Here is a 25,931-nt window from a genome sequence, read left to right as displayed (position 1 = left end):
TTACATTTGTAATATGCTATTAGAAATAAACAATTTATTTTTCTCTCATAACAAAGAAAATCCCCTGTTTCAGAACCTTAATCTAAGGTTTGAAGAAAACAGAATTATAGCTCTTGCAGGAGAAAGCGGATGCGGAAAATCCACTCTTCTCAATCTTATTTATGGTCTTCTTGATTGGGAAAGTGGAGAAATTATTTTTAACGGAACAAAGCTTTTGGGACCGAAAGGAAATCTTGTTCCCGGGGAACCGGAAATGAAATTCGTAGCACAGAATTTTGATCTTATGCCTTATGCTACAGTTGCCGAAAACGTAGGAAAGTTTATTTCTAATATCAATTTAAAACAAAAAAAAGAAACCGTAACGGAACTTCTGGAAGTGGTGGGTCTTCAGGAATTTGCGAACGTACTTCCCAAATATTTAAGTGGTGGACAACAGCAGAGAGTGGCCATTGCCAGAGCATTGTCTGTACTTCCAAAGCTCCTGATTTTAGACGAACCATTCAGTAATCTGGATTTTCCGAGAAAAATTGAGCTTCGAGAAAGACTTTTCAGATATGTAAAGCAGCATGGAGTTTCTTTAATTATCTCTACTCACGAACTTCAGGAGATTATGCCGTGGCTGGATCAGATTGTTATTCTTCAGGACGGAAGACTAATTCAGAATGACAGTCCGGAAGAGACCTACAGACACCCTTACAACTCTTATGTTGCAAAATTATTCGGAGAAGTGAATATTTTCAGTGAAAACGAGGCTGAAGACTTCCAGCTTCCCAAATTCTCTTATTATCCCAAAGAAATCAAAATTACAGAATCCGGCCTCGAAGCCGAAGTTCTGGAAAGCAGATTTGCAGGAAACTATTATTGGAATAAGCTAAGAACAAAGGAAAAAGAACTTGTAGTTTATACAGATGAGAGCATATCAGGATCTATAAATATTTCATTTATTTAAAGACAAAAAGGCAGGGCTATTATTATATACGGGACATTTTCCCTTTTCTCTGTGTTTTACATAACTTATACATTTACTTACACTTATCTATAAAAAAAATACAAACATAAGAATTGGTTATTCAAACTTTTTCTTACATTTGTACTTCCAAAGCTTAAGGAAATTTTTGGTTATTTCTCTTTCTGCCTTCCAGACGGACATTAGCAATCTTGCAATTAAGTCTTAGAAAGATTACACTGTCCAATTTTTTCCTTTTCTTATTTTTAAGACATAAGAAAACAGTAATTTCTTATGCTTTCTTTACAAACTCTGATTTAAGAGCCATTGCCCCGAAACCATCAATTTTGCAGTCAATATTATGATCACTTCCTGGTCTTAAACGGATATTTTTCACTTTGGTTCCTGCTTTTACCGGTTTTGGAGCTCCTTTTACAGGAAGATCTTTTACTACAACTACAGAATCTCCATCCTGAAGTTCGTTTCCATTTGAATCTAATATTTTTCCTTCGTTAGCTGCTTCAGTAGCCGCTTCTGCAGGATCCCATTCGTGGAAACACTGGGAACAGACCATCATATTATCGCTCGGATAGGTAAACTCAGAGCTGCATTTCGGACAAAGTACTGTATCACTCATATTTTTAATTTTTTGCAAAGGTAGAGCTTTTTGGAGGTTGAAGTCAAGTGCAGTATAATTACTGTTGAAAAGTCAAACTAAACGCTATCGTTCGCAAAGCTTGATTAAAAATATTATACTTCGTTCGCAAAGTCACTTCGTTCAGCCAGAATATCAGTTTAATCATTGCTAAGTGAAACGCCTTTGCGATCCTTCTTAAAAAACTATAAGATTTCTTAGCGGTCTTTGCGTTAAAATTTATTTATACTTATAAAAATCTACAAGCTAAGCGGATTGACCATTCACTATCACCATCAGCCTGCCATTCTTAAACTCTCACATCCCAAATTCCAAACTCTCAATTAAAAGTCGTATTTTTGCAGATTCAAACAGCGAAGCAAACTTATGGAACTTATTCACAGAAACTTGGCAATCGGAATTCACGATGCCTTACAGGAGACATTTTTTGAGAAAAACAAATATGCAGATAAAGTTATTGAAAGACTTTTGAAAGCAAACAGAAAATGGGGAAGCCAGGACAGAGCTGTTGTTTCTGAAATTTTTTACAATATTATCCGTTGGAAAAAACGTCTTGAATATTATATGGGGGAAGGTGTAAAGCCCAACAACATTTACAAGCTTATCATCGCCTATTTACTTTGGAGTAAAACCAATTATAAAAAGTTTGAAGAATTTGACGGAATCAAAATTGCCGACATTCTTACCAAACTTAAAAAGAATACAGTTCCTACAAAAGCAATAGAGCATTCTATTCCTGAATGGCTTGCTGAAACTCTTGAAAAAGAACTTGGAGCTAAATGGGAAAGAGAAATGATTGCTTTGAATGAGCAGGCACCCACTGTTTTAAGAGCAAATTCTTTAAGAACAACAACAAAAGAACTTATTTCTGACCTTACTGATGAAGGTGTTGTTTCTTTTCCTATTAAAAATTATCCTGATGCTGTTCAGTTAGAAGAGAAGAAGAATGTTTTTCTTACCACAGCGTTTAAAGAAGGATTATTTGAAGTTCAGGATGCTTCTTCTCAAAAGATTGGTTATTTCCTTGATGTGCAGGAAGGACAAAGAGTGGTAGATGCATGTGCAGGTGCGGGAGGAAAAACACTTCACTTAGCAGCATTAATGAAAAACAAAGGCCAGATTATTGCCCTGGATATTTTCGAGTGGAAACTTGCCGAATTGAAGCGTCGTGCTAAAAGAGCTGGCGCCCACAATATTGAAACCCGTATGATTGCCGATAATAAAGTAATCAAACGTCTTCATGAAAAGGCTGACAGACTTCTGATTGATGCCCCATGTTCTGGTCTTGGAGTTTTAAAAAGAAATCCGGACAGTAAGTGGAAAATTGATCAGGACTTTATTGACAGAATTAAAAAAGAACAGCAGCAAATCCTTCAGGACTATTCTAAAATGCTTAAAAAAGGAGGAAAAATGGTATATGCAACATGTTCTATCCTTCCATCTGAAAACAATCTGCAGGTAGACGAATTCATCAAAAACAACCCCGGATTCAAAATGATTAAGGATGAAAAAGTAATGCCTAGCGAGGGTTATGACGGATTCTATATGGCTTTGATTGAGAGAATTTCTTAATCCAAACCCAATAACAATATATAAAACTACTCTATTTTTTGGAGTAGTTTTTTTTTATTTAAAAATCTTTCTAAAAAAATGTAACATTTTTTGTAACATTTAAAGCACATTGTCTACTAACTGTATAGATTAAACCGGTTTGATGCTCTGGAAACTTTAGAATAACTTTGCAGCAAACTCATTTTATTTATGCATACAAGAATTGTTTTCAATTTTCTAACCATCTTCTTATACTGTCTGTTTTCTGCACAGACCTATGAAATTCAGTATACCAGTTCATATAACGGAAAAACAAATACAGACCAGCCCTCTACTATCGTTTGGGTTAATGAGAAAGAAAATTTCATTCTCAACAGTACAATCAAAGAACAAAAAAGCAGCTTCCCTTATGAAATCACTAAGGTAGAAAAGCCAACAAACATTATTGTTTCATATGCTTTTTTAAAACCGGGATCTACTATTTCAACATCAGATACTGAGTCTGTGGGAAAGCAGGATTTTGAACTCACCAATGAAACTAAAAAGATTCTAGGCTACACTTGTAAAAAAGCAGTCACAAAGGTGAACTCAAACACCATTGAGATCTGGTACACGAATGATTTGAAGCTAAAGGGTGGGCCTTCTGTTTTAGGACAGAATTTAGGACTGGTTCTGGAAGTCGAAAGAAATAAAAACTCTTTAATTACAGCCAGTTCGATCAAAAAAATCAAGGATACAGGAATTGAAAATATAGTAAAGGGAAATATACAGACGACGGATCAGTTGGGGTATAAAGATTTGCTTTGGAAAAGCAGATTTACTACGCTGAATGTTTTTGAAAATGAAACCATCAATTTCTCTGATGCCTCAAAATCTGATGAACAGATAAAAAGATATGCCAACGGAACCATCATTCTTAAAAAAGTAAAATTCCCTGCGATTACAGAAGGAGAAAATATTTTTGTAGAACTGAAACAACAGTCGAACGGGGATGCCTATGACAGAACCGGAACAGTATTTTTCATCCCTCAGGATAAGGAAAAATCTTTTTTTGATGGATTGGAAAAAGGAGCAAAAACACTTCCTGTCTATGAAAATGGAAACGGAAAGCAATATTACGGGATAACAACTACCGATAACTATAGCCCTGCTACGGAAATGATGAGATTTTTTACCGCTTTTGGAATCCAGAAGTTCAATCATATTCAGCTTAAAGGAAAAAACTGGCAGACTATCAGTCCTTACCGGCAGGATATTACAGAGCTTAAGCCTGCATTATCAGGAAAAGAAATTTGGGTAGGTACATTTATTGGCAACTATGACAAAGGCGGACATAAAGTAAGCCTTGATATCACCATTCACAAGAGTGATCAGACAGTTAATAAAAACAATACAGCGATACCATTATTCAATACTTTAAATATTATGGAAATGGCCGGGCAGGACTACTCTACGATGTTCAATCAGGATAAAGGACTCCTTGTTAATTTCACTTTAAATAAAGATTTGAAAAATGCTCAGTTAAGATATACTACAACCGGACATGGAGGCTGGGAAAACGGAGATGAGTTTGTTCCTAAAGCCAATTCTATTTTCGTTGATGGAAATCCGGTATTTTCATTCGTCCCATGGAGAACAGACTGTGGTTCGTACCGTTTGTACAATCCGGCATCAGGAAATTTTCAGGACGGTCTTTCTTCATCAGACCTCAGCAGATCAAACTGGTGTCCGGGAACAGTTACCAATCCTAACTTCATTCCTCTTGGAGATTTGAAAGCCGGAAAACATACGATTCAGGTGAAAATTTCTCAGGGAGCTTCCGAAGGCACAAGTTTCAGCTCATGGAATGTTTCGGGAACGTTACTTGGGGTACAATAAAACAAAACCTTCTTGCATGAGAATTGCAAGAAGGTAAAAACACAAATGATGAAAAAAAATTATTTCGAGCCACAAAGTAAGGGTTAAAATTCATATAATTAATTACCATAGATTAATAAATATGTCATTTTTATTTTGTATGGAAAAACCATCAATTTCGGCTCAACGAAAAAAATTAATCAAAAACATGTTAATTTCAAAGAATAGTTAATACTTTTAACTTTAAATAATTAATTAATTAAAAATTTTCGCTTTTAAATATTTTTCATTTTTATTTATAAACATCCCTTCTACTTTTGTCACATAAATAATAGAAATTATGTGTGGAATTGTATGTTTATTTGATGCCAAACAGAAAACTGAAGTATTAAGACCTCAGGTGCTGGAAATGTCAAAAAAAATCCGTCACAGAGGACCGGATTGGAGCGGCGTTTTTCAGGACGAAAAAGTAATTTTCTCTCACGAAAGACTTGCCATTGTAGATCCTACCTCTGGAAAACAACCTTTATTTACAAAAGACGGAAAAGTAGTATTAGCCGTGAATGGTGAAATCTACAACCATAGAGAATTAAAAGAAGAATTTTCTGATTATGAGTTTCAGACTCAATCTGACTGCGAGGTAATCCTTGCTCTTTACAGAAAGTACGGAAAAGATTTCGTTGAAAAACTGAACGGGATTTTTGCCTTCGCATTATATGACACTGAAAACGACATCTACCTTATTGCCCGTGATCATATGGGAATATGCCCTCTTTATCAAGGTTGGGACAAAAACGGAAACTATTATGTAGCTTCTGAACTGAAAGCACTTGAAGGAGTATGTAAAAAAATTGAAACATTCTTACCGGGACATTTCGTTTACAGTCCGGACGGCGCTGAACTTCAGCAATGGTATACAAGAGACTGGGACAGTTTTGATCATGTGAAAGAAAACGAAACAGATATCACAAAATTAAGAAAGGGTCTTGAGGATGCTGTTCACAGACAACTGATGAGTGATGTTCCTTATGGTGTACTTCTTTCCGGAGGTTTGGATTCCTCAGTGATTTCAGCGATTACCGCAAAATTTGCCCGCCAGAGAGTTGAAAGTGGAGACACACAGGAAGCCTGGTATCCAAGACTTCACAGTTTTGCTGTAGGACTTGTAGGTTCTCCCGATCTGGCTGCTGCACAAACAGCTGCAAAACACATCGGATCTGTTCACCATGAAGTTAACTTTACCGTTCAGGAAGGGCTGGATGCTGTACGCGATGTAATTTATCACCTGGAAACTTATGATGTAACAACAATCAGGGCATCCACCCCGATGTATCTTCTGGCAAGAGTAATTAAGTCTATGGGAATAAAAATGGTGCTTTCAGGAGAAGGTTCTGATGAATTATTCGGTGGTTATTTATATTTCCACAAAGCTCCAAACGCAAAAGAATTCCACGATGAAACGGTAAGAAAATTAGGCAAACTTCACCTGTATGACTGCTTAAGAGCCAACAAAGCACTAATGAGCTGGGGAATTGAAGGCAGAGTTCCTTTTCTGGACAAAGAATTTATGGATATTGCCATGACTCTTAACCCAAAAGATAAAATGATCAATACGGCTGAAGGAAAAATCGAAAAATGGGTATTGAGAAAAGCCTTTGAAGATATGCTTCCTGATTCTATTGTCTGGAGACAGAAAGAACAGTTCTCAGATGGTGTAGGCTACTCATGGATCGATACCTTAAAAGAAGTTGCAGAAAAAGAAGTGACGGATGAAATGATGGCTAACGCAAGATTCAGATTCCCGCTAAACACTCCTCAAAACAAAGAAGAATACAGATACAGAACTATTTTTGAAGAACATTTTCCAAGTGAAACAGCAGCTGCTACCGTACCTTCTGTTCCATCTGTAGCCTGCTCCACTCCTATCGCTTTAGAATGGGATGAAGCATTCAAAAAAATGAATGATCCAAGCGGAAGAGCGGTGAAAGTACATGAAACTTCGTACTAGAGGGGTTGATTAGTGAATAGTCAATCGTCAATCCGCTGTGCTTGTCAATTTTGTTATGTGGTTCGGGTTGCGAGATTCGAGATTAAGAACCATCAATACAGAGGTATTTTCTGATCTACTGTTAATCATTCACCATTCATTTTGCGAAGCAAAAATTGACTATTGATATTTAATTTCATCGCTTCAAACACCTAACTTCCTCAGTTATAATTTATCAATCCTGTAGTAATACAGGATTTTCTTTTGAATTAACAATAACAATATGGCATAATTTAACTGACAATCCAAAATAATATCTAATAAATAATTATATTTGGAAAACGAAAATATCAATTATAAAAAAATGAGAAGAAACCTTACTGTTTTATTTGCCTTATTAGCCATAAGTTTTGCTTTTGGACAAGGAAAATATGGCAAATATCTGAATTCGAAGAAGCTTGCTTTGGCTTATAAGAGCGTGAAAGATCAAGATAAAGATGATTACTACCAGCAATTCTACTGGCTTGTAAAAGCAGAGCAGCTAAAAACGTATCCTCACCTTAAAGATATAAAACCTGTCGTTTTATATGAATTCGTAAAATATGTAAACCCTCAGAATCCAACAAAAAAATTGGATGCCAGAGGTAAAGAACTTAGAGCAACTGCAGAATTATCTTTAAATCAATATTTTAAAAATAAGAAATTTGAAAACAATTCTGTTTTGATGTACAATCTTGAAACCTATGTAGATCCTTCAAAAGGACAATACTACACAAAGGTTGATCCTGAGAAAATAAAGGAACTTGTACCGAAAGAATTATTTGCCTTCAACTCTTTCAACAGAAATATGGGAGAGGAAAAGACATATTATCTTTGGATTGACAAGAAAAAAGATGATTTGAATATTGTAGATATCATTCCTAGCGAAAAAGAAGACAAAGCTTTCTATGCAAGACTGAAACAATATCTTCCAAGCTATAAGTTTTCAAAATATGTTCCTAGTGTAAAAAAAGGAAACAAATCTGATAAGACAGATATCGAATATTATTACATCATGCCATTTGAGCAGAATACCGATAACATCGAATACAAAACAAAGGATTTCAAAACTTTCACTTTAAGCCAGTATAGAAAAGCCGGTGATGAATGGAAAGGAGTAGAAAAGCCTAGAAAATAAATCAAAAAGTCCTGTGAAATCTCACAGGACTTTTTTAATTTTATATGGATTTCTTTATCTAAAGATCAACCTGCTTAAAGCAAGCAGATTCTTCAAATAAAATAAGTCTGGACGTTTTTAACGGTTCAGCCTATACGAAATGACAGAAACAAGCACACCACAGACATCCATAAAGAAAATATTACCTTTGATTCTGGCTACCGCTATTTTTATGCAGATGCTGGATTCAACCATCCTGAATACTTCCCTGCCTTCTATTGCAAAAGATCTGCACGAATCTCCGCTTAATATGCAGAACGCCATTATCAGTTATGTTCTTACATTAGCTGTTTTCATGCCTGCCAGCGGATTTCTGGCAGACCGGTTCGGGACCAAAAAAGTATTTATTTTCTCGTTGGTACTGTTCAGCTTAGGTTCCTTGTTTTGTTCCTTGTCTCAGAATCTTACCCATTTGGTAATTTCAAGGGTCATCCAGGGAGTCGGAGGAAGTTTAATGACTCCTGTCGGAAAGCTGGCATTAATCAAAACATTTGATAAAAGTGAGCTCCTTAAAGCAATGAACTTTGCCATTATTCCGGCTCTTATTGGTCCTGTACTTGGTCCGTTAGTCGGAGGTTATATGGTAGATTACCTTTCATGGCACTGGATATTTCTGATCAATATCCCGATTGGTGTTTTAGGAATTCTTTTAGGATTAAAATTCATGCCCAATTACAAGTCGGATGATGTTGATTTTGATTTAAAAGGCTTTTTAATTTTTGCAGCGGCCTCCCTCCTGCTTTCCGTTTCACTGGAACTTTTTGGGGACATGCAGAATATCACTCCTGTTTTACTTGTATTCATTATGGGCTTCCTGTTTCTGTATTATTATTACAAACATGCTAAAAGAGGAGGAAATCCTATCTTCCCGTTAAACCTTTTTCAGGTGAGAACTTTTCGGGTAGGTATCGTGGGAAACCTGGCCACCAGATTAGGAATCAGTTCTGTTCCGTTATTGCTTCCCCTGATGATTCAGATTGCATATAAACAGTCAGCAGTAACTTCAGGCTGGATTATTGCTCCCATGGCTTTAACGGCAATCTTCGGGAAATCCTCAGTAATTAAAATTCTTGATAAATATGGCTATCGTCAGACTTTAATGATCAATACATTCATCATCGGAACGCTGATCTGCCTGCTCGCTATACCTGATATACATACTTCCTTATATTGGTTTATTCCCATTATCGCAGTATTAGGTTTTTTCAACTCTATACAGTTCACCTCTATGAATACCATTTCTATTGCTGACCTTCGGAATTTTCAGACCAGCAGCGGAAACTCTTTAATTTCAGTGAATCAACAGCTAGCTATCGGTTTCGGAATTGCATTCGGACTGATTGTTTTAAAGCTGTTTGAAAATACAGATCTTATTAATGGTGAAATTCACAATGCCTTTCGACTCACATTTCTCACGGTAGGAATATTGACAATTTTATCAGGATTTGTTTTCAGAAGGCTACACATTTCAGATGGAAAGAATATGAAGTCGAAGGAAGATTAAAGAATGAAACTTAAAATGGTAAATTTGAAACTTCACGCTGTACATTTTGCCTTTCTACGTTTCCTACGAACTTAACACAGATCAATGCTTTTCGCATATAACTATGGTAATTTTGTTAACATAATCAACAATGTGATGGCAACTAAAAAAATAGAAATCGTAGTATCTCCGAGACCTGCACACTTTGTAGGCGATGGATTCAGGGTTCATAATTTTATTCCGGGAGTATCCGGATTAGATATGAAAAGAATGGACCCGTTTATTATGCTTGATTACAATTCAAAATTTCATTTCAATGGTTCCGACAGACCAAGAGGAGTGGGAGTTCATCCGCACAGAGGTTTTGAAACAGTAACAATAGCGTATAGCGGAAAAGTAGAACACCATGACAGTGCTGGCGGCGGCGGTGTTATAGGAGAAGGTGACGTTCAGTGGATGACCGCAGCAAAAGGAGTTCTTCATAAAGAGTACCATGAAACAACATGGGCAAAAGAAGGAGGAATTTTTCAGATGGTTCAGCTTTGGGTAAATCTTCCGGCAAAAGATAAAATGAGCTGCCCGAAATATCAGGCTATCGAAAATTCTAAAATGGAAAGAGTAGATTTAGGTGAAAATGGTTTTGTAGAAATAATTGCCGGCGAATATGACGGTCATAAAGGTCCTGCAAGTACTTTCACACCGGTTCATATGATGAATGCCAAACTTAAAGCAGGTGGAAAAGCTGATTTTAATTTTCCGGCTCATTTCAATACTGCAGCTTTGGTTATTGAAGGAAACATTACCGTCAACGGTGAAGAAACCGTGAAGTCTGATCATTTTGCATTATTTAAAAATGAAGGTGAAACTTTCACTATTGAAGCAAAAGAAGATGCTGTTGTTTTAATTATCAGTGGTGAGCCTATTAATGAACCGATCTACCCTCATGGCCCTTTTGTAATGAATTCCAGAGAGGAAATCATGCAGGCTTTTGAGGATTTCAACACCGGGAAATTCGGATATCTTGAAGATTAAAAGAATTAAATTTATCTTAATCTTAGGTAATTCCTTTTTTATTAACTTTATATAATTGCAAACCTTATGGGTTTTGAAAACCTGTAAGGTTTAGCTATGATAACAAATAAGCTTTGCTCTATTACAGAAGCAGGCAATCCTTAATTCAAAAATTATGAAACCAGAATTTGAAAATATACCTCTTGTAAAAGCGGAAAAAAGATTTGAAATAGAATTCAACGGGCATTATGCATTTATAGATTACCGTGAGACAACACACCAGATTGCTTTGGTACACACTGAAGCAGATCCTGAACTGGCAGGAACAGGTGCAGCAGCAGCTGTGGTAGAGAAAACGCTCAATTATATCGAAGAAAGCGGGAAAAAGCTTCTTCCCTTCTGTCCTTACGTTTTCGCTTTTATCAAGAAACATTCTGAATGGAAACGTATCGTGGATGAGAAATTTGAAGGATATGACAAACTTTAAATTTCCTGTAAAACCTCTCAATCTATTTATTTAACATTAAAAAAAGTATCACATCATCATGTCAAATATTGGACTTATCATTGAAGAAAAAGCAGCAGATATCGGAAATTTTCTGGTAGGAAGGCTTCTGCCTTTCCGTGAGAAAAGAGCGGTTGGCCCTTTTGTTTTTATAGATCACATGGGACCTTCAGAATTGAAGGATTATCAGAACCTTGATGTTCCCCCTCATCCCCATATCGGATTATCTACATTAACGTATCTGCTGGAAGGTTCTATTTTCCACAGAGACAGTATTGGAAGTGCTCTTGAAATAAAACCGGGTGCTGTCAACTGGATGACTGCCGGAAAAGGAGTTGTACATTCGGAAAGAACCCCTGAATATTTAAGACACACCGATAAAAGACTTCATGGATTCCAGATCTGGGTGGGACTTCCGAAACATCTTGAACAGTCTGAGCCTACATTTCATCATATTGAAGCTGATGAGATTCCGGTGTGGGAAGAAGATGGTATTCAGTATAAACTAATTGCTGGTGAAGCATTTGGCAGAACATCTCCGGTTCCTGTACACAGCAAGTTATTTTTCATCGAAATAAAAACAAAAGAGGCTAAAAAAATAAGCATCGGAAAAGATCTTTACGGAGAAGCTGCAATGTATGTTCTGGATGGAACGGTTACCACAGAAGGAAATTCTTATGGTTCAAAACAGCTGATGATCGCTAAAGATACCAAGCTTTGCGAGTTTGATATGAGCGAAAACGGAACAGTTTATCTTTTCGGAGGTGAGCCATTCGATGAAGAACGTTTTATATTCTGGAATTTTGTTAACTCTGATAAGGAATTACTTGATCAGGCAAAAGTAAACTGGAATGACCAGAATCACGAAGCTTTTCCTTTGGTTCCGGGAGATGAAAATGAATACGTTCCGCTTCCAAAGGCTATTTTAAACAGAAAATAATTTCAGTTCAAACCATGAAAATATTAGCATTTGCCGGAAGTACGTCTTCCACTTCTATCAACAGGGAACTGGTAAAGTTTGTTCTGAAAGATTTTCAGGAAGATGAAATCAATTTGATCGACCTCAACAATTTCACTATGCCTGTATTCTCTGTAGACCTTGAAAAGAAAGGTTTTCCGGATGAAGCCCATCATTTTTTAAAAGTTATTGATGAATGTGATGTGATCATCTGCTCTCTTGCGGAACACAACCGTTCTTACAGCTCAGCTTTTAAAAATGTTTTTGACTGGTCTTCCAGAATTAATGTAAAAGTATTTCAGAATAAACCAATGTTTTTGATGAGCACTTCTCCGGGAGGCTATGGCGGAGGAAATGTAATGAATACGGCAAAAACATTTTTCCCACAGTTTGCAGCAGATATCAAGGAAACTTTTTCATTGCCTAAGTTTTATGAAAATTTTGATATGGAAAGCGGAGTCATCAATCCGGATATGCTGAATGATCTGAAAGGTAAAATACAAAACTTTAAAAATCAGGTTAAAACCAATGACTAAAGGAAGATTAGAGGCCTTCAGTGACGGTGTCCTTGCTATTATTATCACCATTATGGTACTTGAACTGAAAGTACCGGAAGGAAATAGCTGGGCCAGTCTCAAACCTCTCCTTCCTAAGTTCCTGGCTTATATTTTCAGTTTTATTTATGTAGGAATCTACTGGAACAATCATCATCACTTGTTTCAGACGGTAAAAAAAGTAAATGGCAGCATTCTTTGGGCCAATCTCCACCTGCTGTTCTGGCTTTCTCTGATGCCTGTTGCTACAGAATGGATCGGAACCACCGGTTTTGCTAAAAATCCTGTTGCAGTATACGGGATCGGACTCATTATGGCGGCAATTGCCTATACCATTATGGAGCATGTCATTATCCGGTGCGAAGGGGAAGATTCAAAGCTGAAAGAGGCCATCCATTCGAAATATAAAGAATATATCTCTATTATTTTTTATGTTCTTGGCATCGCTACTTCGTTTTTTTATCCTTATATTGCCATAGGTTTTTATTATCTAGTGGCTCTTATATGGCTGATTCCGGACAGAAGAATCGAAAAATCATTAAAAGAAAATTGATATGGAAACACACGAATATCCCAACGGTAACATCACCGTCATCTGGCAGCCTCAAAAGTGTATCCACTCGGCTGTATGCGTAAAATTGCTTCCCAAAGTCTACAATCCTAAAGAAAGACCCTGGATAAAAGCAGAGAATGCAAGCCCGGAAGAACTTAAAACACAGATAGACCAATGCCCTTCAGGCGCATTAAGTTATAAATTCAATACAGAAAAATAATGGCGGTAACGGTAAAAGCAAGTTTAGGAAAAACAAAATATTATACAGAAGTAACAGCCGGCGAAAATAAGATCATTACGGATGAACCGATTGATAAAGGCGGACAGAACAAAGGTTTTAACCCAATGGAAATTCTGGCTACGTCACTGGCAAGCTGTACAGCAGCTACCTTGAGAATGTATATTGAAAGAAAGGAATGGGACGTAGAAAACATCAATGTAGAAGTAGAGCTTGAAAATTTCCCATTAACAAAAAGAGCGGTTTTCAAAAGAGATATCAGCTTTGAAGGTATTCTGGATGATGAGCAGCTGAAAAGACTGCACACCATTGCTGATGCATGCCCAGTTCATAAAATATTAACCAACGACATAGAAATACTAACTAAATTCTCATAACATGATCGAAGTAAAACAAAACAACGACGAGAAACACGGAAGTTTTGAAGCTTTCATAGATGGAAGTAGCGCAGGAGTGATGACATATACCTGGGCGGGAGAAGAAAGATTTATTATAGACCACACCGAGGTGGAAGAAGCCTACAACGGAAAAGGTGTAGGTAAGGAAATGCTACTGGCTGCAGTGGATTTTGCCAGAAAAAATGGGAAAAAGATTATTCCCCTCTGCCCTTTTGCTAAGGCAAGTTTCCAGAAAAGTGAGGAACTTCAGGATGTTTTAGTGAATTAGCCACTGTTTTCCACCCTTACAATACAAACCTTTCAGAGTATTTCTGGAAGGTTTTTTATTTTATGCAAATTACAGACTGTAAAGCAAATTAATAATCACAATTTGTTCTAAAACTAACAGTATTTTAAATTCATGATTCACGACTGATCTTTTTTATATATTTGCTAAAATTTAAAAATCAAGCATGAATTCAGGAACTATCCTTTTGCTATTTGTTTTCATCTATTTTATCGGCCTTTTGGTGATTTCTTATTTCACCAGCCGGAATTCTGATAACCAGTCATTTTTTATCGGTAATAAAAAGAGTAAATGGTGGCTCGTTGCATTCGGAATGATAGGAACCAGCTTAAGCGGAGTTACTTTTATTTCCGTTCCGGGAACTGTAGGAAAAATGACCGGCTCCGAATATATTTACGGAGGTTTTGAGTACTATATGATGGTCATCGGATTTTTCATCGGATATTTTATCGTTGCAGCCATATTGCTTCCGCTTTATTATAAGATGAACCTCACCTCTATTTATACCTATCTGGGGAAAAGATTCAATGTAGAAGCTCATAAAATAGGTTCTATCTTCTTTATTATTTCAAGAGCAATTGGTGCTACGGCAAGATTATATCTGGTCGTCAATGTTTTACAGATATTCTTACTGGAAGGACTGGGAGTTCCATTTTGGGTAACTTCTCTTATTCTTTTGCTGATGGTCCTTCTGTACACTTTTGAAGGAGGTGTAAAGACAATTGTCATTACGGATACCCTGCAGACTTCTTTTATGATCATCAGCCTTGTAGCATGTATCGTTTATATTTTATCAAATCTGAATTTATCATTTGGGGAAGCATATACTATTCTGGAACAGAAAAACTACACCCATTTCATCAATTTTGATCCTAATTCCAAAACCTTTTTCCTGAAAACAATTTTAGGCGGAATTTTTATTACGATTGCAATGACTGGGCTGGATCAGGAAATGATGCAGAAAAATATCTCTGTAGACAATCTTAAGAATTCAAAGAAAAACATGCTGACCTTTGCAGGAACACTTCTTATCGTGAACCTTGCATTTTTATTCCTGGGAGGACTGCTTTATCTTTTTGCATTACAGCACGGAGCAGAATATGGAACTCTGAACTCTGAAACAGTGACGAATATTTTCGGATTTAAAGATAGTGCCGGAAATATTAAAAATATAATGGGAGACGACCTTTTCCCGGCTTTATCACTTCAGGGGCATTTCCCAATGATGATTTCCGTTATTTTCATTATCGGATTGATCTCAGCGTTGTTCCCTTCTGCAGATGGTGCTTTAACGGCTGTAACCAGTTCGTATTGTGTAGATTTATTAAACCTTAATGAAGATAAAACCAAAACTGAAAAAGAAAAGAAACGTCTTCGTATGAAAGTGCATTTGATTTTCACCGTAGTTTTCTTTATTCTGATCATGGTTTTCAAATCATTGAATGACAAATCTATTGTTTACCTGATCATGGAAATTGCAGGATATACCTACGGACCGCTTTTAGGCCTTTTTGCTTTTGGAATTTTCACAAAGTTTCAGATCTCCAGAAAATATTCCATCCTTGCAGTAACTATTTTAGCACCTGTACTTACCTATTTGATCAATCTTGCTGTTACCACTTATACCGATTACAAAATTGGTGTGGAACTGATTGTTCTTAACGGACTGCTGACCTTTATCGGTCTTTGGCTGGTAAAAAACAAAAACTATTTAAAAGTCGTTTAATCTTTATAAAAATCTAAAAAGGCTGTCCTCAATTGAAGACAGCCTTTTTTATTTCAGTAAATGGATTCTTTATTCTTTAATCCACTTGATTGTTTTCTCTATATTCTTAGATTTAACTTTAATCAGATAGTCACCTTTCACCAACTGAGACAAATCAAAAGTACCTACTTTATCATGGTTCAATTTATTATTAGCCTGAGTGAATACTAATTTTCCGCTTACATCGTATACAGTCATATCATACACTTCATTTGAATTGGTAAATTTAATATTCAGAAGCCCTTTACTTGGATTAGGATATACCACGAATACATCTTTATTTGTAGCAATTTCATTCACACCCAGTGTTTGAGTGATGGTAAAATTAATAGGGTTAATATTATAAAATACATTCGTTTCTGCTGCCACCATAATTCTGGCCTGCGTGGTCGTTACATTAGGAATGGTAACGGTCTCGGAGCCATCATTTGCAGTGGAACCTAAAATAAGTGTTGGATACGTAAGACCTCCGTCTGTGGAAAGGAAAATATTTACAGTAGCACAATTTACAGGGAAAGCAGTTGTATTCGCTACATCCCATGTTATGGTCTGAGTAGAATTACCTGCCCAGTTTACCGCTGTAGTAGGTGCAGTTACATTGAACGGTCCTGAATTTCCATCAACAGTAATAATAGCATCATCATTCGTAACTCCTGCACAACCTGCATTATTATCTCTTACAGTCAGTCTGAACTCCATGGTTCTGGCATAGGCTGGTCTAACTTCTCCTTTGGATACCGTTCCATTGATCACGTCTGTAAGTTTCGGGAAATATCTGTAAGGAACGGTTACAGGCACATATGATCTGAATATAGCAGCATTCCCTGTTGGGGCATTCCAATCACTTGCTGGTCCTACATCATTCTGTTCCCAGCTGTAAGTAAGCGGATTATTGTCTATATCTGTAGCAGATCCCTCTAATCTGAACGGTGTACTCTTAGGGATGGTATAATCACCTCCGGCATTTACAGAAGGCGGAAAATTGTTAGAAGGAATGGTCACCTGACATGTTGTTGACTGAACTTTCGCTGTAATAGACTGGAATGATTTGGTATGGAAAGTAGGAATACTGTTAGAAGCCAAGTTATTTGTACTTCCGCAAATTCCGGCATATGCCATAATCGTAATTCCGCTTCCGGGCTCTACGGCATTGGCAGCACTTCGGTTTCCTCCTCCACAGCTTCCAGTGGTTGCATTAAAAGTATGCGGACCTCCAAACTGATGTCCTACTTCATGCGCTACATAATCAATATCGTAAGGGTCACCAACAGGGTTAGGGGAACCGGTAATTCCTCTTCCTTTATTGGTTGCATTGCAGATTACTCCTAATCCGGCTAATCCACCACCACCTGTACTGAAAGTATGTCCGATGTCATAATTAGTATTTCCTATCAGTAAATCAATCTGAGTCTGGCTTTCATTAATTAATGTTCCTGCAGCATTATTCCCGTTAAAAGGATCAGTAGCAGCATTTGTAAAAACAACATTTGTTTCATTATCCACCAATACCAGTCTTGAAGCAACTTCCTGCTCATAGACTCCATTTACTCTGTTTACTGATGTTACAATTGCTGAAAGTGTCTGTGCAATAGTAGGAGCAGCTGAACCAGTGGCTGCTACAGCATATTCTCCAGTACAAGCCACAGCCAATCTAAAAACTCTAATTTGAGTTCCTACGCTTGGGCTTACGGTTTTTTGAGCGTTTTTTTTTCCCAATGGAGAATCGTCCTCATCTTTTACTCCGCAGGATCTTGGATTTTTATCAATTAAGTCACTCTTTTTATAAATAATATAATTGTTAATATCCTGTTTTGCATAAGGATCAATGTAAGTATCCCCTGCTACCACAGATTTTATCTGCGCATGGAAACCAAGCTCAGTAAAATCAAGCTTTATAGTAGCATATTTATCATCAACTCCCTGTCCTGTAAAAGTAATGATCTGTGGAAACTGGCTGGCTAATCCAGGAGCCATTACCGAAGATTTCCAGATTTTGAATTTCGCTTTCGTACCGTCAGGCATTGGCAACACAATAATGGGTGCATTATCTTTACGGTCGCTGTCTTTCAATTCCGGAACGGAATTAAAATAACTTTTCATTCCAGCCACATCCAATGTATAGGTTAATGACTTTTCCGGTTGTACAGTCCTGTTTTTAGGATCTGCTTTGATGGACCTCTCACTGATCACGGTAAAAAAGTCCTGTGCTTTCCCTGAGGAAATAGATATAATAAATATCCCCAGATAAAATAATTGTTTAATTTTCATATATAATGGTTTGTAATTTTTATTAATTCAACTAATAATACCAAAAACTAAGAAATAATCAGTTAAAGGTTCATAAATCAAATAATATTGAATTATAAAAATAGTTAAATTTATCCAAATTTATATATGAAAATTTAAAAAAAGCATGTTTTTTTTGTACAAACAGCAACAATCTAGCTACCACAAAGCCTTCAACTTAAGAAGTAAATTTTCTTTGTTTAAATAACTAATTTTATAGACTTTTTCATTTTAATTATCTTTGATCCGAATGATATAAAGTCATTCAAAAATTCAACAAAATAAAAAGAAACAAAAATCAAAAAACTATGAAAAAAATTATCTCAATTTTAATGTTTGCATTCACATTCGGATGTATGAGTGCTCAGGAAAATTTTGAAGTGTCAACATTAAGAATCGGACCGTTTAAAGTCTTCATGCCCAAGGCTGAAGCTGAAAAACTTGCAGGAACAAAACTTACAAACTCTAATGGGGAGAAAAAAAATACAGTAAAGTATAATGGGGAGGCCATCCAGATTGATCTTTTTGACAATTATATTAACGAAGCCAATCCTAGTGTGCCTTCTATTACTTACATGACAACAACGAGTAAAAAATTTAAGACCAAAAGCGGAATTGGGGTTGGAAGCACCAGAGATGACCTTATCAATGCTTACAGAAATTATCCCAACTTCAGTGTACGCCCGGATTGGGATGACAATAGCAAACCTATTAAAGATTCCGGTTATTTTAATATTGAAGACAGCCAGGCAGGAACTCTATTAAGCTTTAAATTTATTAATAATATAGTAACCGAAATCTCTGTTTACCTCAATGAAGGCTGTTAAAAGCAGGAAAATATTCAAATTAATCAAAATCCGGGTTTTCATATCCGGATTTTTGCATTTCCATAAGCCGGTAAAAAATTGTAAATTCGCGTGCAAATAAATCAGACATAATGAGTAAAAGTATTGAAGAGCTAAAATCTCTTACTACACAGATCAGAAGAGACATTTTAAGAATGGTTCATGCTGTAAATTCAGGACACCCGGGCGGAAGTTTAGGTTGTACAGAATACTTCACAGCCCTTTATGGAAAGGTAATGAACTATAAACTTCCTTTCACAATGGAAGGCAAAAATGAAGATCATTTTTATCTATCAAACGGGCATATTTCTCCGGTATTCTACTCTACTTTAGCAAGATTTGGTTTCTTCCCTGTTGAAGAACTGAGTACTTTCAGAAAATTAGATTCAAGATTACAGGGACACCCTACTACTCATGAGGGACTTCCGGGAATTAGAATCGCTTCAGGTTCTCTTGGACAAGGACTTTCTGTAGCTCTTGGTGTAGCTCAAGGTAAAAAGTTAGATGGTGATCAGTCTCTTGTTTACACTCTTCACGGAGATGGTGAGCTTCAGGAAGGTCAAATCTGGGAAGCATTGATGTATGCTGCTGCTAAAAAAGTAGATAATATCATCTCTACTATAGACTACAATGGTCGTCAGATTGATGGGGATACAGATGATGTATTAAGCTTAGGAAATCTTCATGCTAAACTTGAAGCATTCGGATGGATTGTTTTGGAAGAAAAGAACGGTAATGATCTTGAAGCTGTGATTGCAATCCTTGAGAAAGCAAAAACAGAAACCGGAAAAGGCAAGCCGGTAGCCATTCTTCTTCATACAGAAATGGGTTACGGGGTTGATTATATGATGGGATCTCATGCTTGGCATGGTAAAGCTCCTAATGATGAGCAGCTAGAAACAGCATTCAAGCAATTGTACCTAGAAGCTCCAGCTGATTACTAATATCTTAACATCTCGATTAATACAATAAAAATGAAATATACATATACAGAAAAAAAGGACACTCGTTCAGGATTCGGAGCAGGATTGGCAGAACTGGCGGACAAAAATCCTAATGTAGTAGCACTTTGTGCAGACCTTATCGGTTCTTTGAAAATGGAGAAATTCATTGAAAAAGCTCCGGAAAGATTCTTCCAGATAGGGATTGCAGAAGCGAACATGATGGGGATTGCTGCAGGTCTTAGCATTACAGGAAAAATTCCATTTACAGGAACTTTTGCTAACTTCTCTACTTCAAGAGTATATGATCAGATCCGTCAGTCTATCGCTTATTCTAACAAAAATGTAAAAATCTGTGCATCTCACGCAGGTCTTACTTTAGGAGAAGATGGAGCTACCCACCAGGTTCTTGAAGATATTGGTATGATGAAAATGCTTCCTGGAATGACGGTTATCAATACTTGTGACTACAACCAGACTAAAGCGGCTACCCTGGCGATTGCAGATTTTGAAGGTCCTGTATATTTAAGATTCGGAAGACCGGTAGTTCCTGTTTTCATTCCGGAAGATATGCCTTTCGAAATTGGAAAAGGAATTATGCTTCAGGAAGGTACTGATGTAACGATTGTTGCAACAGGACACCTTGTTTGGGAATCTCTTGTAGCGGCTGACGAGCTTGAAAAAGAAGGTATTTCTTGTGAGGTCATCAACATCCACACAATTAAGCCTCTTGATGAAGAGATCATTCTAAAATCTGTTGAAAAAACAGGTAAAATTGTAACGGCTGAGGAGCACAACTACCTTGGTGGTTTAGGAGAATCTGTTGCAGGTATGCTTGCAAGAAAAAGGCCTACAAGACAGGAGTTTGTAGCGGTAAATGACACTTTCGGAGAGTCTGCAACACCTGCAGAATTGATGAAGAAGTACAAAATTGATGCTGCTGCAGTGAAAGAAGCTGTAAAGAGAATTTTAGCTTAAGATAAGCTATTTTTATATAGACAAACCCCGGCTGTTTCCTTGAAACAGCCGGGGTTTTTATTAGATATTTGTAAAAAGTTGATTGTTGTAGTGCATATAACCACCCGTCAAAAATCCTTTGAATTTTGTCACCCCTGCAAAGGAGAAGAATGGTTATATTCCTTTTTCATAGTATTAGTTTTTATCCTTCATTATTGTTCTGATTGATGATTTAGGGGAACTCCAGCAACGATCAAAACAGGAAATAAGATTTTTTCTACATACTCATCTTCTCTTTTGTCTGAAGCTTTTGAACCAGAAAAGTAATTGCTGATTCTGTAGTTTTTCACAAACTGATTTCTCTTTTTCCCTATTGAATAATAATAGCCTCCTCTTTCATCATTGACAAAATAGGTCATTTCATCAAAATTCATGAGCTTTTTGGAAAGTAAAAGTTTTCTGTAAATACACTTCTCTGATTTATCAAAAATATATTTCACCGGAACCCTGAAAAATAAGTCAAACAGGAAGTAAACCATGTAAATTATCCACAAACCCAATGCAATTTTGAACTGGTCACCGGACATTTTATCCATAAAAAAGTATATGATCAAAGGAAGAGCAATAACACCCAAAGCCAACCACCATACCAAAACACGCAGGAAATTGTAGTTGGGCATAAAGCTTATTTCACTTCCGTTTTCCTGAAACTTATAGCGGTCTCGGATATCCATTCTCTGGATTATTAATGTTCATAATATCCTCCGTTTCATTTACCATCTTCTGTATTCCTCTTTGTGTAAGAGCCTGGCCTATGGTAAGCTGCTTTTCTTTACCATTAACTTCAAAATAAACAGACAGCATCACATTGGTAGTGATAAAACCCATGTATTTTGTTGCCAGCACATGAAAGTTTCTGAAATTCTCTATCGGATAGGTTCTGGCCGGAACAAAAATGGTATGTTTTCCTGTAATCGTCATGCGATCCATATCAATGATGAATTTCTTGGTGAAAAAATTAATCAGAATAAGTGCTACCACAGCAATGATAACGTAGCTAAGAGTCCTTACGCTGTTAAAGAGCAATCCTGCCACAATCAGAAAGATAATGCAAAGTACTGTTATAAATACCGGCTGGTTCTTAAAGATATACTGATTACCCTCCTGTTTATAAAATTTGTAGTTGTTCATAATTAATATAATTATTGTTTATAATTTGATTTGTTTTTAATGTTCTGAAAAGGTTTTATTGTAGGACAGTTATTCATAACGCAGTGCTATTTCATCCTCATTAATGGTTTTCAGGGTATTCAGATCTGTTCTGAAATAGGTATCATGAATTGAGAAATAGGCATTTGTTTTTACGCCGGTCTGTTCTGATGCTCCTTTCCAGACATCAAAAAACCACTGTTCAAATAACCTGTATTTTTCATCATTATATTCATCCAGAATCTCATCAAAATCATCACCTTCATAATTGTCCTCAAAATCTGAAGCTTTCTGCCATATCTTCTGTGGAATCAAGCCGCTCCATTTTTCATTTCCATTATCCTTGTTATTCTTTTTGGTTGGCAAAAACATGATTTCTGTTGCAATTTCTCCCTTATGGTCTACGCCCCAGAATACAATATTCAGATAGTCAAATTCATATTCAAAATAAAAAGCTTTGATATGAGCCTGCGTATTTCCGTTCAGATAATTGATACTTTCACCTTTCAGCAAATGAATAAGGTCTTCGGTAAACTTTCCACTGATTCCTGCCAGATAGTTCTTAAATTCAATATTGAGGTTTTCAAGATCTTCCATAGATTGAGGTTTCATTTAAATTTTAACGGTCGATTTTCCTTCCTACCCATTTCTCCAGCTGCGAGAACATTTCATCAATAGACAAAACTTTCAGATCTGGATGGTTCTTCAGCCATTGCGAATGAAGCTCTGTTAAGTTTTCATCCAGACTGTAAAAAGAATCATTTTTCAAAATATCTCTCGTTTTGTTAGGTCCGAAATATTCACTTTCCAGGAACTCTTTCTTTTCTCCTTCTTCCATATTTTCTACTTTTGAAGACTGTTCCAGAAATAGTTCCCAATGTTTTTGGGCACCTATTTTCTTTAAACCTTCTTCAATAATCCTGTTTAGTTCTGGTGACCATCCGGAATTCCAGACAAACTGAGAAAAATTTCCATTTTTATACTGACTGACATAATAGTCGACATAGTAACTGGTTATTGAATCTTCATGCATATTTTCTTCTCCAACTCCTTCTTCGTGTAAAAGATTGACAACAGAAATATTGGAATTGATGACATCATAAGGATCACTGCTGTTAAAAGAGGCTTCTGAGACAATTATTTTATCGGGCTTCATATGTATATATTTAAAGTGTTTTTTTAATTTGTCATACTTTTAATTGCCCCAGGTAGCCATCCAGTTAAGATATTCACTTTTATATTCATTATCATTAAGTCTGACGATAATATTTTTCAGTTCCTCCTCTTCAAACTCATAATCTGAGACCGTGAAAATCAGGAAAATATCTTTGCCTGTTATCTTTGTGAAAAAATTCTCATTTCTAAGCTTCTCCAGCACTTCAATGCAGATGGAATATAACTTAGTCTGAAAACCTTCAAACCATTGATCATCGTCGTCATGATTATCCAGTTCTTCTCTCAGTTGAGTACAGATATCACCAAATTCTTTTTCCGCTCCCTCCATTTCATAAGTCCATTCTGCCGGTTCATATTTATAATAAAGAGCATCATCTTCATCTGCCATTTCCATAACTTTCATTGTATTGACAGCAGGACATACCGTCATTGCGCCTTCATCACTGTACAGTGCAAAACTGTAAACTCCCTCTGCCCCATGCTTTTCATACACTTCTAAAAAAGCCTTCCTGGCAGCATTTTCTATCTGCTGTTTTAAAATTTCAAAATCCATACGTCTTTTCTTTTTTAAAATGGGCGGTAAAATTACCTTTATCTTATCAAATCAGCACATTATATTCTTTAGAAGGCTGTTCAATTTCATGATTATAGCTATCTGTTTTTATTATACAGGAACAATCCGGGAATCAAAATAGCTGCCCCAATCAGCAAAGGAACCAATTCTCCATATTTAAACAACCAGAAAGCTTCTCTGATGATCCTATTTTCCGAGTATCATATGTATATACCTTACTTTTATATTTAAACCACATAAACTTTTCACCACGGTGTTAAAAAATTTCATTTTTATGACTCAATATTGTCTATCTGAATTAATTTATCTGAAACCAATGCTTTTTCTGTGAAAATTCACAAAAAAAGCACATCATTTTTGAGCAGAAAATCAGTACTTTTTTATAAAAACATGCTTTGTAACATACAAATTTCTTTCAAAATAAAAGAATTATCGTGTGATTTCTAATGTTAAATTCATTCATTCCGCCGTATTGTACAATAGAATATATTACTGCATAATATCCTATACTATTCCTAAGCTTTCTTTACATTATCGGACTTCACTTTATACTTTTCAATATTTGGAATATTTCACTAAATCCTCTGACATATACAGAATTTGCACATGAATATGTGTACACAAAATAAACAACTCATTTACATGTTTTATCCCATTGAAGTGAACTGAATATTGATAGATTTGAAAACATCAACGTTGACGGAAGACATTCTACATTTTTGCATTGTATGTGTACAGTACATGAAAACATGTGAATTATTCACCCCAAATGTCAGGGTTTACATGACATAAATAATTTACACAACACAACAAAAAATTATCAACATGAAAAAGTTAATCGGTATGAAGAGTAATTTCTCTTCTTTGGAAAACAAAAAAATGAAAAGTCTACAATCTATCAAAGGTAGTGGAGACACTGCAATCAACTATGTTTCTACAAACAAAGGAGAAGTGTATGATAAAGAAACCTGGGTAGACCACAAGCTTTCGTCAACTTTAGACGTCGGATAAAATTTATCTGCAATATATCATACATTGTAAGGGAGGAGTTATTTCCTCCCTTTACAAAGAAAAAAAATCTTAATTGACTTTATAAAACGGATTATAATGAAACGAAATTTGATTTTGAGATATATAGGACCCTTACTCATCATTAGTTTTATATTCTTTTCCTGTAAAAGCAAAAACAACAATTATATTGTGTATTACAACAGGGTAAATGAAATTGACAGCATCTATAGAATCGCCAATCAGCCAGAAGAGGCAATAAAACAATACCGGAAATTATTCAAAAAATATAGTCCGAGAAATCAGGACCGTATTGAAGAGTATGAGACGTACATTAAACTGGCTGATCAATATCAAAAAGATTTCGGAGGAAAGAAAGGTCTTTACAAGCTTATCCCTTTGATTGCTCCTTATGAAGGGTCTGAGAAAAGTTACTTCGGTCTGTTCCAAAAATACGGTATAGACAGCACTGAAGTGAGACAAAGAATTGCAGACTGGAAAAAAGGTTTAAATAAAAGGTTAGTAGATTCTTTCAGTATTGCTTTCATCCGTGATCAAGCAGAAGGACGAAGAAATCCACAGCTTATGAAAAAAAATGACAGAATAAATGCACAACTGTTGAAATGGACCTTTGAAAATTATGGTTATCCTTCTATACAGAAAATAGGACTTATTGGAAATGATGGGGTTTTTATGCCCATGCATCCCTTGTTCAGCCATATGATAGAATCAAAAGAGTATCCGTTTTTTAAAATGAAAATGTTTGAATATGTAAAATCCGGAGAATGTATACCAAGGGATTACGCTAATATGGTAGACAGACATGATCTCCAGATCAAAAAAGAAGAGATGCCTTACGGCTCCTATCCAAGTTATAGATCTGTCATTGATACTGTAAAAGTAAACCGTATCAGAAAAAACATTGGATTGCCAGCTCTAAGACGTTCTTCCAAAGCCAAAAATAAATTGTGA

General features: G+C 36.1%; 27 protein-coding genes. 20 read left to right on the top strand and 7 right to left on the bottom strand.

Annotation, left to right across the window (positions count from 1 at the left end; genetic code table 11):
- Nucleotides 1-13: 13 nt before the first annotated feature.
- A complete protein-coding gene (locus tag CHRYMOREF3P_RS18720; protein WP_077414052.1) occupies nucleotides 14-949 on the top strand; it encodes a sulfate/molybdate ABC transporter ATP-binding protein in 936 nt (311 codons plus the stop codon).
- 289 nt (nucleotides 950-1,238) lie between these two features.
- Here the strand turns inward: CHRYMOREF3P_RS18720 and CHRYMOREF3P_RS18715 are convergent, their stop codons facing one another.
- The gene (locus CHRYMOREF3P_RS18715; RefSeq protein WP_077414050.1) at nucleotides 1,239-1,583 is read right to left on the bottom strand and encodes a zinc ribbon domain-containing protein YjdM; all 345 of its coding nucleotides are present in this window, start codon (nucleotides 1,581-1,583) and stop codon (nucleotides 1,239-1,241) included.
- Between the two features lie 384 nt (nucleotides 1,584-1,967).
- Here CHRYMOREF3P_RS18715 and CHRYMOREF3P_RS18710 point away from each other — a divergent pair, with 384 nt between their 5' ends.
- The 14 genes from CHRYMOREF3P_RS18710 (at nucleotide 1,968) to CHRYMOREF3P_RS18645 (ending at nucleotide 15,924) form a co-directional block, all read left to right on the top strand.
- Nucleotides 1,968-3,173, top strand: a complete 1,206-nt coding sequence (locus CHRYMOREF3P_RS18710) for an RsmB/NOP family class I SAM-dependent RNA methyltransferase (protein WP_077414049.1) — start codon at nucleotides 1,968-1,970, stop codon at nucleotides 3,171-3,173.
- Nucleotides 3,174-3,362: 189 nt separating this feature from the next.
- Nucleotides 3,363-5,030 carry a GLPGLI family protein gene (locus tag CHRYMOREF3P_RS18705; protein WP_180565238.1) on the top strand — a complete coding sequence of 556 codons (1,668 nt, stop codon included), beginning with the start codon at nucleotides 3,363-3,365 and terminating at the stop codon, nucleotides 5,028-5,030.
- A 319-nt stretch (nucleotides 5,031-5,349) separates the two neighbouring features.
- The gene (gene asnB, locus CHRYMOREF3P_RS18700; RefSeq protein WP_180565237.1) at nucleotides 5,350-7,017 is read left to right on the top strand and encodes an asparagine synthase B; all 1,668 of its coding nucleotides are present in this window, start codon (nucleotides 5,350-5,352) and stop codon (nucleotides 7,015-7,017) included.
- A 313-nt stretch (nucleotides 7,018-7,330) separates the two neighbouring features.
- Nucleotides 7,331-8,173 (top strand): hypothetical protein, encoded by an 843-nt coding sequence (locus CHRYMOREF3P_RS18695; RefSeq protein ID WP_228460191.1) that lies wholly within the window; start codon nucleotides 7,331-7,333, stop codon nucleotides 8,171-8,173.
- Between the two features lie 139 nt (nucleotides 8,174-8,312).
- Nucleotides 8,313-9,716, top strand: a complete 1,404-nt coding sequence (locus tag CHRYMOREF3P_RS18690; RefSeq protein WP_077414043.1) for an MFS transporter — start codon at nucleotides 8,313-8,315, stop codon at nucleotides 9,714-9,716.
- A 135-nt stretch (nucleotides 9,717-9,851) separates the two neighbouring features.
- Entirely contained in the window at nucleotides 9,852-10,727 is an 876-nt protein-coding gene (locus CHRYMOREF3P_RS18685; RefSeq protein WP_180565236.1) for a pirin family protein, read from the top strand.
- Between the two features lie 154 nt (nucleotides 10,728-10,881).
- Nucleotides 10,882-11,193, top strand: coding sequence for a GNAT family N-acetyltransferase (locus CHRYMOREF3P_RS18680; protein ID WP_077414041.1), 312 nt, complete (start codon nucleotides 10,882-10,884; stop codon nucleotides 11,191-11,193).
- 58 nt (nucleotides 11,194-11,251) lie between these two features.
- Nucleotides 11,252-12,151: a pirin family protein gene (locus CHRYMOREF3P_RS18675; protein ID WP_077414039.1), complete on the top strand. Its 900-nt coding sequence runs from the start codon at nucleotides 11,252-11,254 to the stop codon at nucleotides 12,149-12,151.
- Nucleotides 12,152-12,165: 14 nt separating this feature from the next.
- The gene (locus tag CHRYMOREF3P_RS18670; RefSeq protein WP_077414038.1) at nucleotides 12,166-12,705 is read left to right on the top strand and encodes an NADPH-dependent FMN reductase; all 540 of its coding nucleotides are present in this window, start codon (nucleotides 12,166-12,168) and stop codon (nucleotides 12,703-12,705) included.
- Nucleotides 12,698-13,276 (top strand): TMEM175 family protein, encoded by a 579-nt coding sequence (locus CHRYMOREF3P_RS18665; RefSeq protein ID WP_047382590.1) that lies wholly within the window; start codon nucleotides 12,698-12,700, stop codon nucleotides 13,274-13,276. Before CHRYMOREF3P_RS18670 ends, CHRYMOREF3P_RS18665 begins: the two co-directional genes overlap by 8 nt.
- A gap of 1 nt (nucleotide 13,277) precedes the next feature.
- Nucleotides 13,278-13,496 (top strand): (4Fe-4S)-binding protein, encoded by a 219-nt coding sequence (locus CHRYMOREF3P_RS18660; protein WP_047424288.1) that lies wholly within the window; start codon nucleotides 13,278-13,280, stop codon nucleotides 13,494-13,496.
- A complete protein-coding gene (locus CHRYMOREF3P_RS18655; protein WP_077414035.1) occupies nucleotides 13,496-13,891 on the top strand; it encodes an OsmC family protein in 396 nt (131 codons plus the stop codon). Before CHRYMOREF3P_RS18660 ends, CHRYMOREF3P_RS18655 begins: the two co-directional genes overlap by 1 nt.
- 1 nt (nucleotide 13,892) lies before the next feature.
- Nucleotides 13,893-14,180 carry a GNAT family N-acetyltransferase gene (locus CHRYMOREF3P_RS18650; protein WP_175627200.1) on the top strand — a complete coding sequence of 96 codons (288 nt, stop codon included), beginning with the start codon at nucleotides 13,893-13,895 and terminating at the stop codon, nucleotides 14,178-14,180.
- A 184-nt stretch (nucleotides 14,181-14,364) separates the two neighbouring features.
- Nucleotides 14,365-15,924: a sodium:solute symporter gene (locus tag CHRYMOREF3P_RS18645; protein WP_077414033.1), complete on the top strand. Its 1,560-nt coding sequence runs from the start codon at nucleotides 14,365-14,367 to the stop codon at nucleotides 15,922-15,924.
- A 69-nt stretch (nucleotides 15,925-15,993) separates the two neighbouring features.
- On the opposite strand, the gene CHRYMOREF3P_RS18640 is transcribed toward CHRYMOREF3P_RS18645, so the two are convergent.
- Nucleotides 15,994-18,231 (bottom strand): reprolysin-like metallopeptidase, encoded by a 2,238-nt coding sequence (locus CHRYMOREF3P_RS18640; protein ID WP_077414032.1) that lies wholly within the window; start codon nucleotides 18,229-18,231, stop codon nucleotides 15,994-15,996.
- A gap of 326 nt (nucleotides 18,232-18,557) precedes the next feature.
- Between CHRYMOREF3P_RS18640 and CHRYMOREF3P_RS18635 the strand changes: the two genes are divergently transcribed.
- The 3 genes from CHRYMOREF3P_RS18635 (at nucleotide 18,558) to CHRYMOREF3P_RS18625 (ending at nucleotide 21,013) form a co-directional block, all read left to right on the top strand.
- A complete protein-coding gene (locus CHRYMOREF3P_RS18635) occupies nucleotides 18,558-19,076 on the top strand; it encodes a hypothetical protein (protein ID WP_077414030.1) in 519 nt (172 codons plus the stop codon).
- A gap of 107 nt (nucleotides 19,077-19,183) precedes the next feature.
- Complete coding sequence (locus CHRYMOREF3P_RS18630; RefSeq protein WP_262484610.1) at nucleotides 19,184-20,038, top strand: transketolase; 855 nt, start codon at nucleotides 19,184-19,186, stop codon at nucleotides 20,036-20,038.
- Between the two features lie 30 nt (nucleotides 20,039-20,068).
- Nucleotides 20,069-21,013, top strand: coding sequence for a transketolase family protein (locus CHRYMOREF3P_RS18625; protein WP_034697001.1), 945 nt, complete (start codon nucleotides 20,069-20,071; stop codon nucleotides 21,011-21,013).
- Between the two features lie 191 nt (nucleotides 21,014-21,204).
- Here the strand turns inward: CHRYMOREF3P_RS18625 and CHRYMOREF3P_RS18620 are convergent, their stop codons facing one another.
- The 5 genes from CHRYMOREF3P_RS18620 to CHRYMOREF3P_RS18600 form a co-directional block, all read right to left on the bottom strand.
- Nucleotides 21,205-21,726, bottom strand: a complete 522-nt coding sequence (locus CHRYMOREF3P_RS18620; protein WP_232539062.1) for a hypothetical protein — start codon at nucleotides 21,724-21,726, stop codon at nucleotides 21,205-21,207.
- Nucleotides 21,704-22,183: a hypothetical protein gene (locus tag CHRYMOREF3P_RS18615; RefSeq protein ID WP_077414026.1), complete on the bottom strand. Its 480-nt coding sequence runs from the start codon at nucleotides 22,181-22,183 to the stop codon at nucleotides 21,704-21,706. Before CHRYMOREF3P_RS18615 ends, CHRYMOREF3P_RS18620 begins: the two co-directional genes overlap by 23 nt.
- A 69-nt stretch (nucleotides 22,184-22,252) precedes the next feature.
- On the bottom strand, nucleotides 22,253-22,813 hold the full coding sequence (locus CHRYMOREF3P_RS18610) for a hypothetical protein (RefSeq protein ID WP_180565235.1): 561 nt from the start codon (nucleotides 22,811-22,813) through the stop codon (nucleotides 22,253-22,255).
- Between the two features lie 7 nt (nucleotides 22,814-22,820).
- Entirely contained in the window at nucleotides 22,821-23,357 is a 537-nt protein-coding gene (locus tag CHRYMOREF3P_RS18605; RefSeq protein WP_077414023.1) for a DUF4375 domain-containing protein, read from the bottom strand.
- Nucleotides 23,358-23,396: 39 nt separating this feature from the next.
- On the bottom strand, nucleotides 23,397-23,930 hold the full coding sequence (locus CHRYMOREF3P_RS18600) for a DUF4303 domain-containing protein (RefSeq protein ID WP_180565234.1): 534 nt from the start codon (nucleotides 23,928-23,930) through the stop codon (nucleotides 23,397-23,399).
- An 846-nt stretch (nucleotides 23,931-24,776) separates the two neighbouring features.
- Between CHRYMOREF3P_RS18600 and CHRYMOREF3P_RS18595 the strand changes: the two genes are divergently transcribed.
- Together CHRYMOREF3P_RS18595 and CHRYMOREF3P_RS18590 are read left to right on the top strand one after the other, a co-directional pair.
- Complete coding sequence (locus CHRYMOREF3P_RS18595; RefSeq protein WP_077414021.1) at nucleotides 24,777-24,962, top strand: grasp-with-spasm system A modified peptide; 186 nt, start codon at nucleotides 24,777-24,779, stop codon at nucleotides 24,960-24,962.
- Between the two features lie 96 nt (nucleotides 24,963-25,058).
- Complete coding sequence (locus CHRYMOREF3P_RS18590; protein ID WP_077414020.1) at nucleotides 25,059-25,931, top strand: hypothetical protein; 873 nt, start codon at nucleotides 25,059-25,061, stop codon at nucleotides 25,929-25,931.

It is taken from the genome of Chryseobacterium sp. JV274, assembly GCF_903969135.1.
In the GTDB taxonomy this organism is placed as follows: Bacteria; Bacteroidota; Bacteroidia; order Flavobacteriales; family Weeksellaceae; genus Chryseobacterium.
The sequence above is the reverse complement of the archived record's forward strand: the minus strand, read 5'-3'. Positions and strand labels throughout refer to the sequence as shown.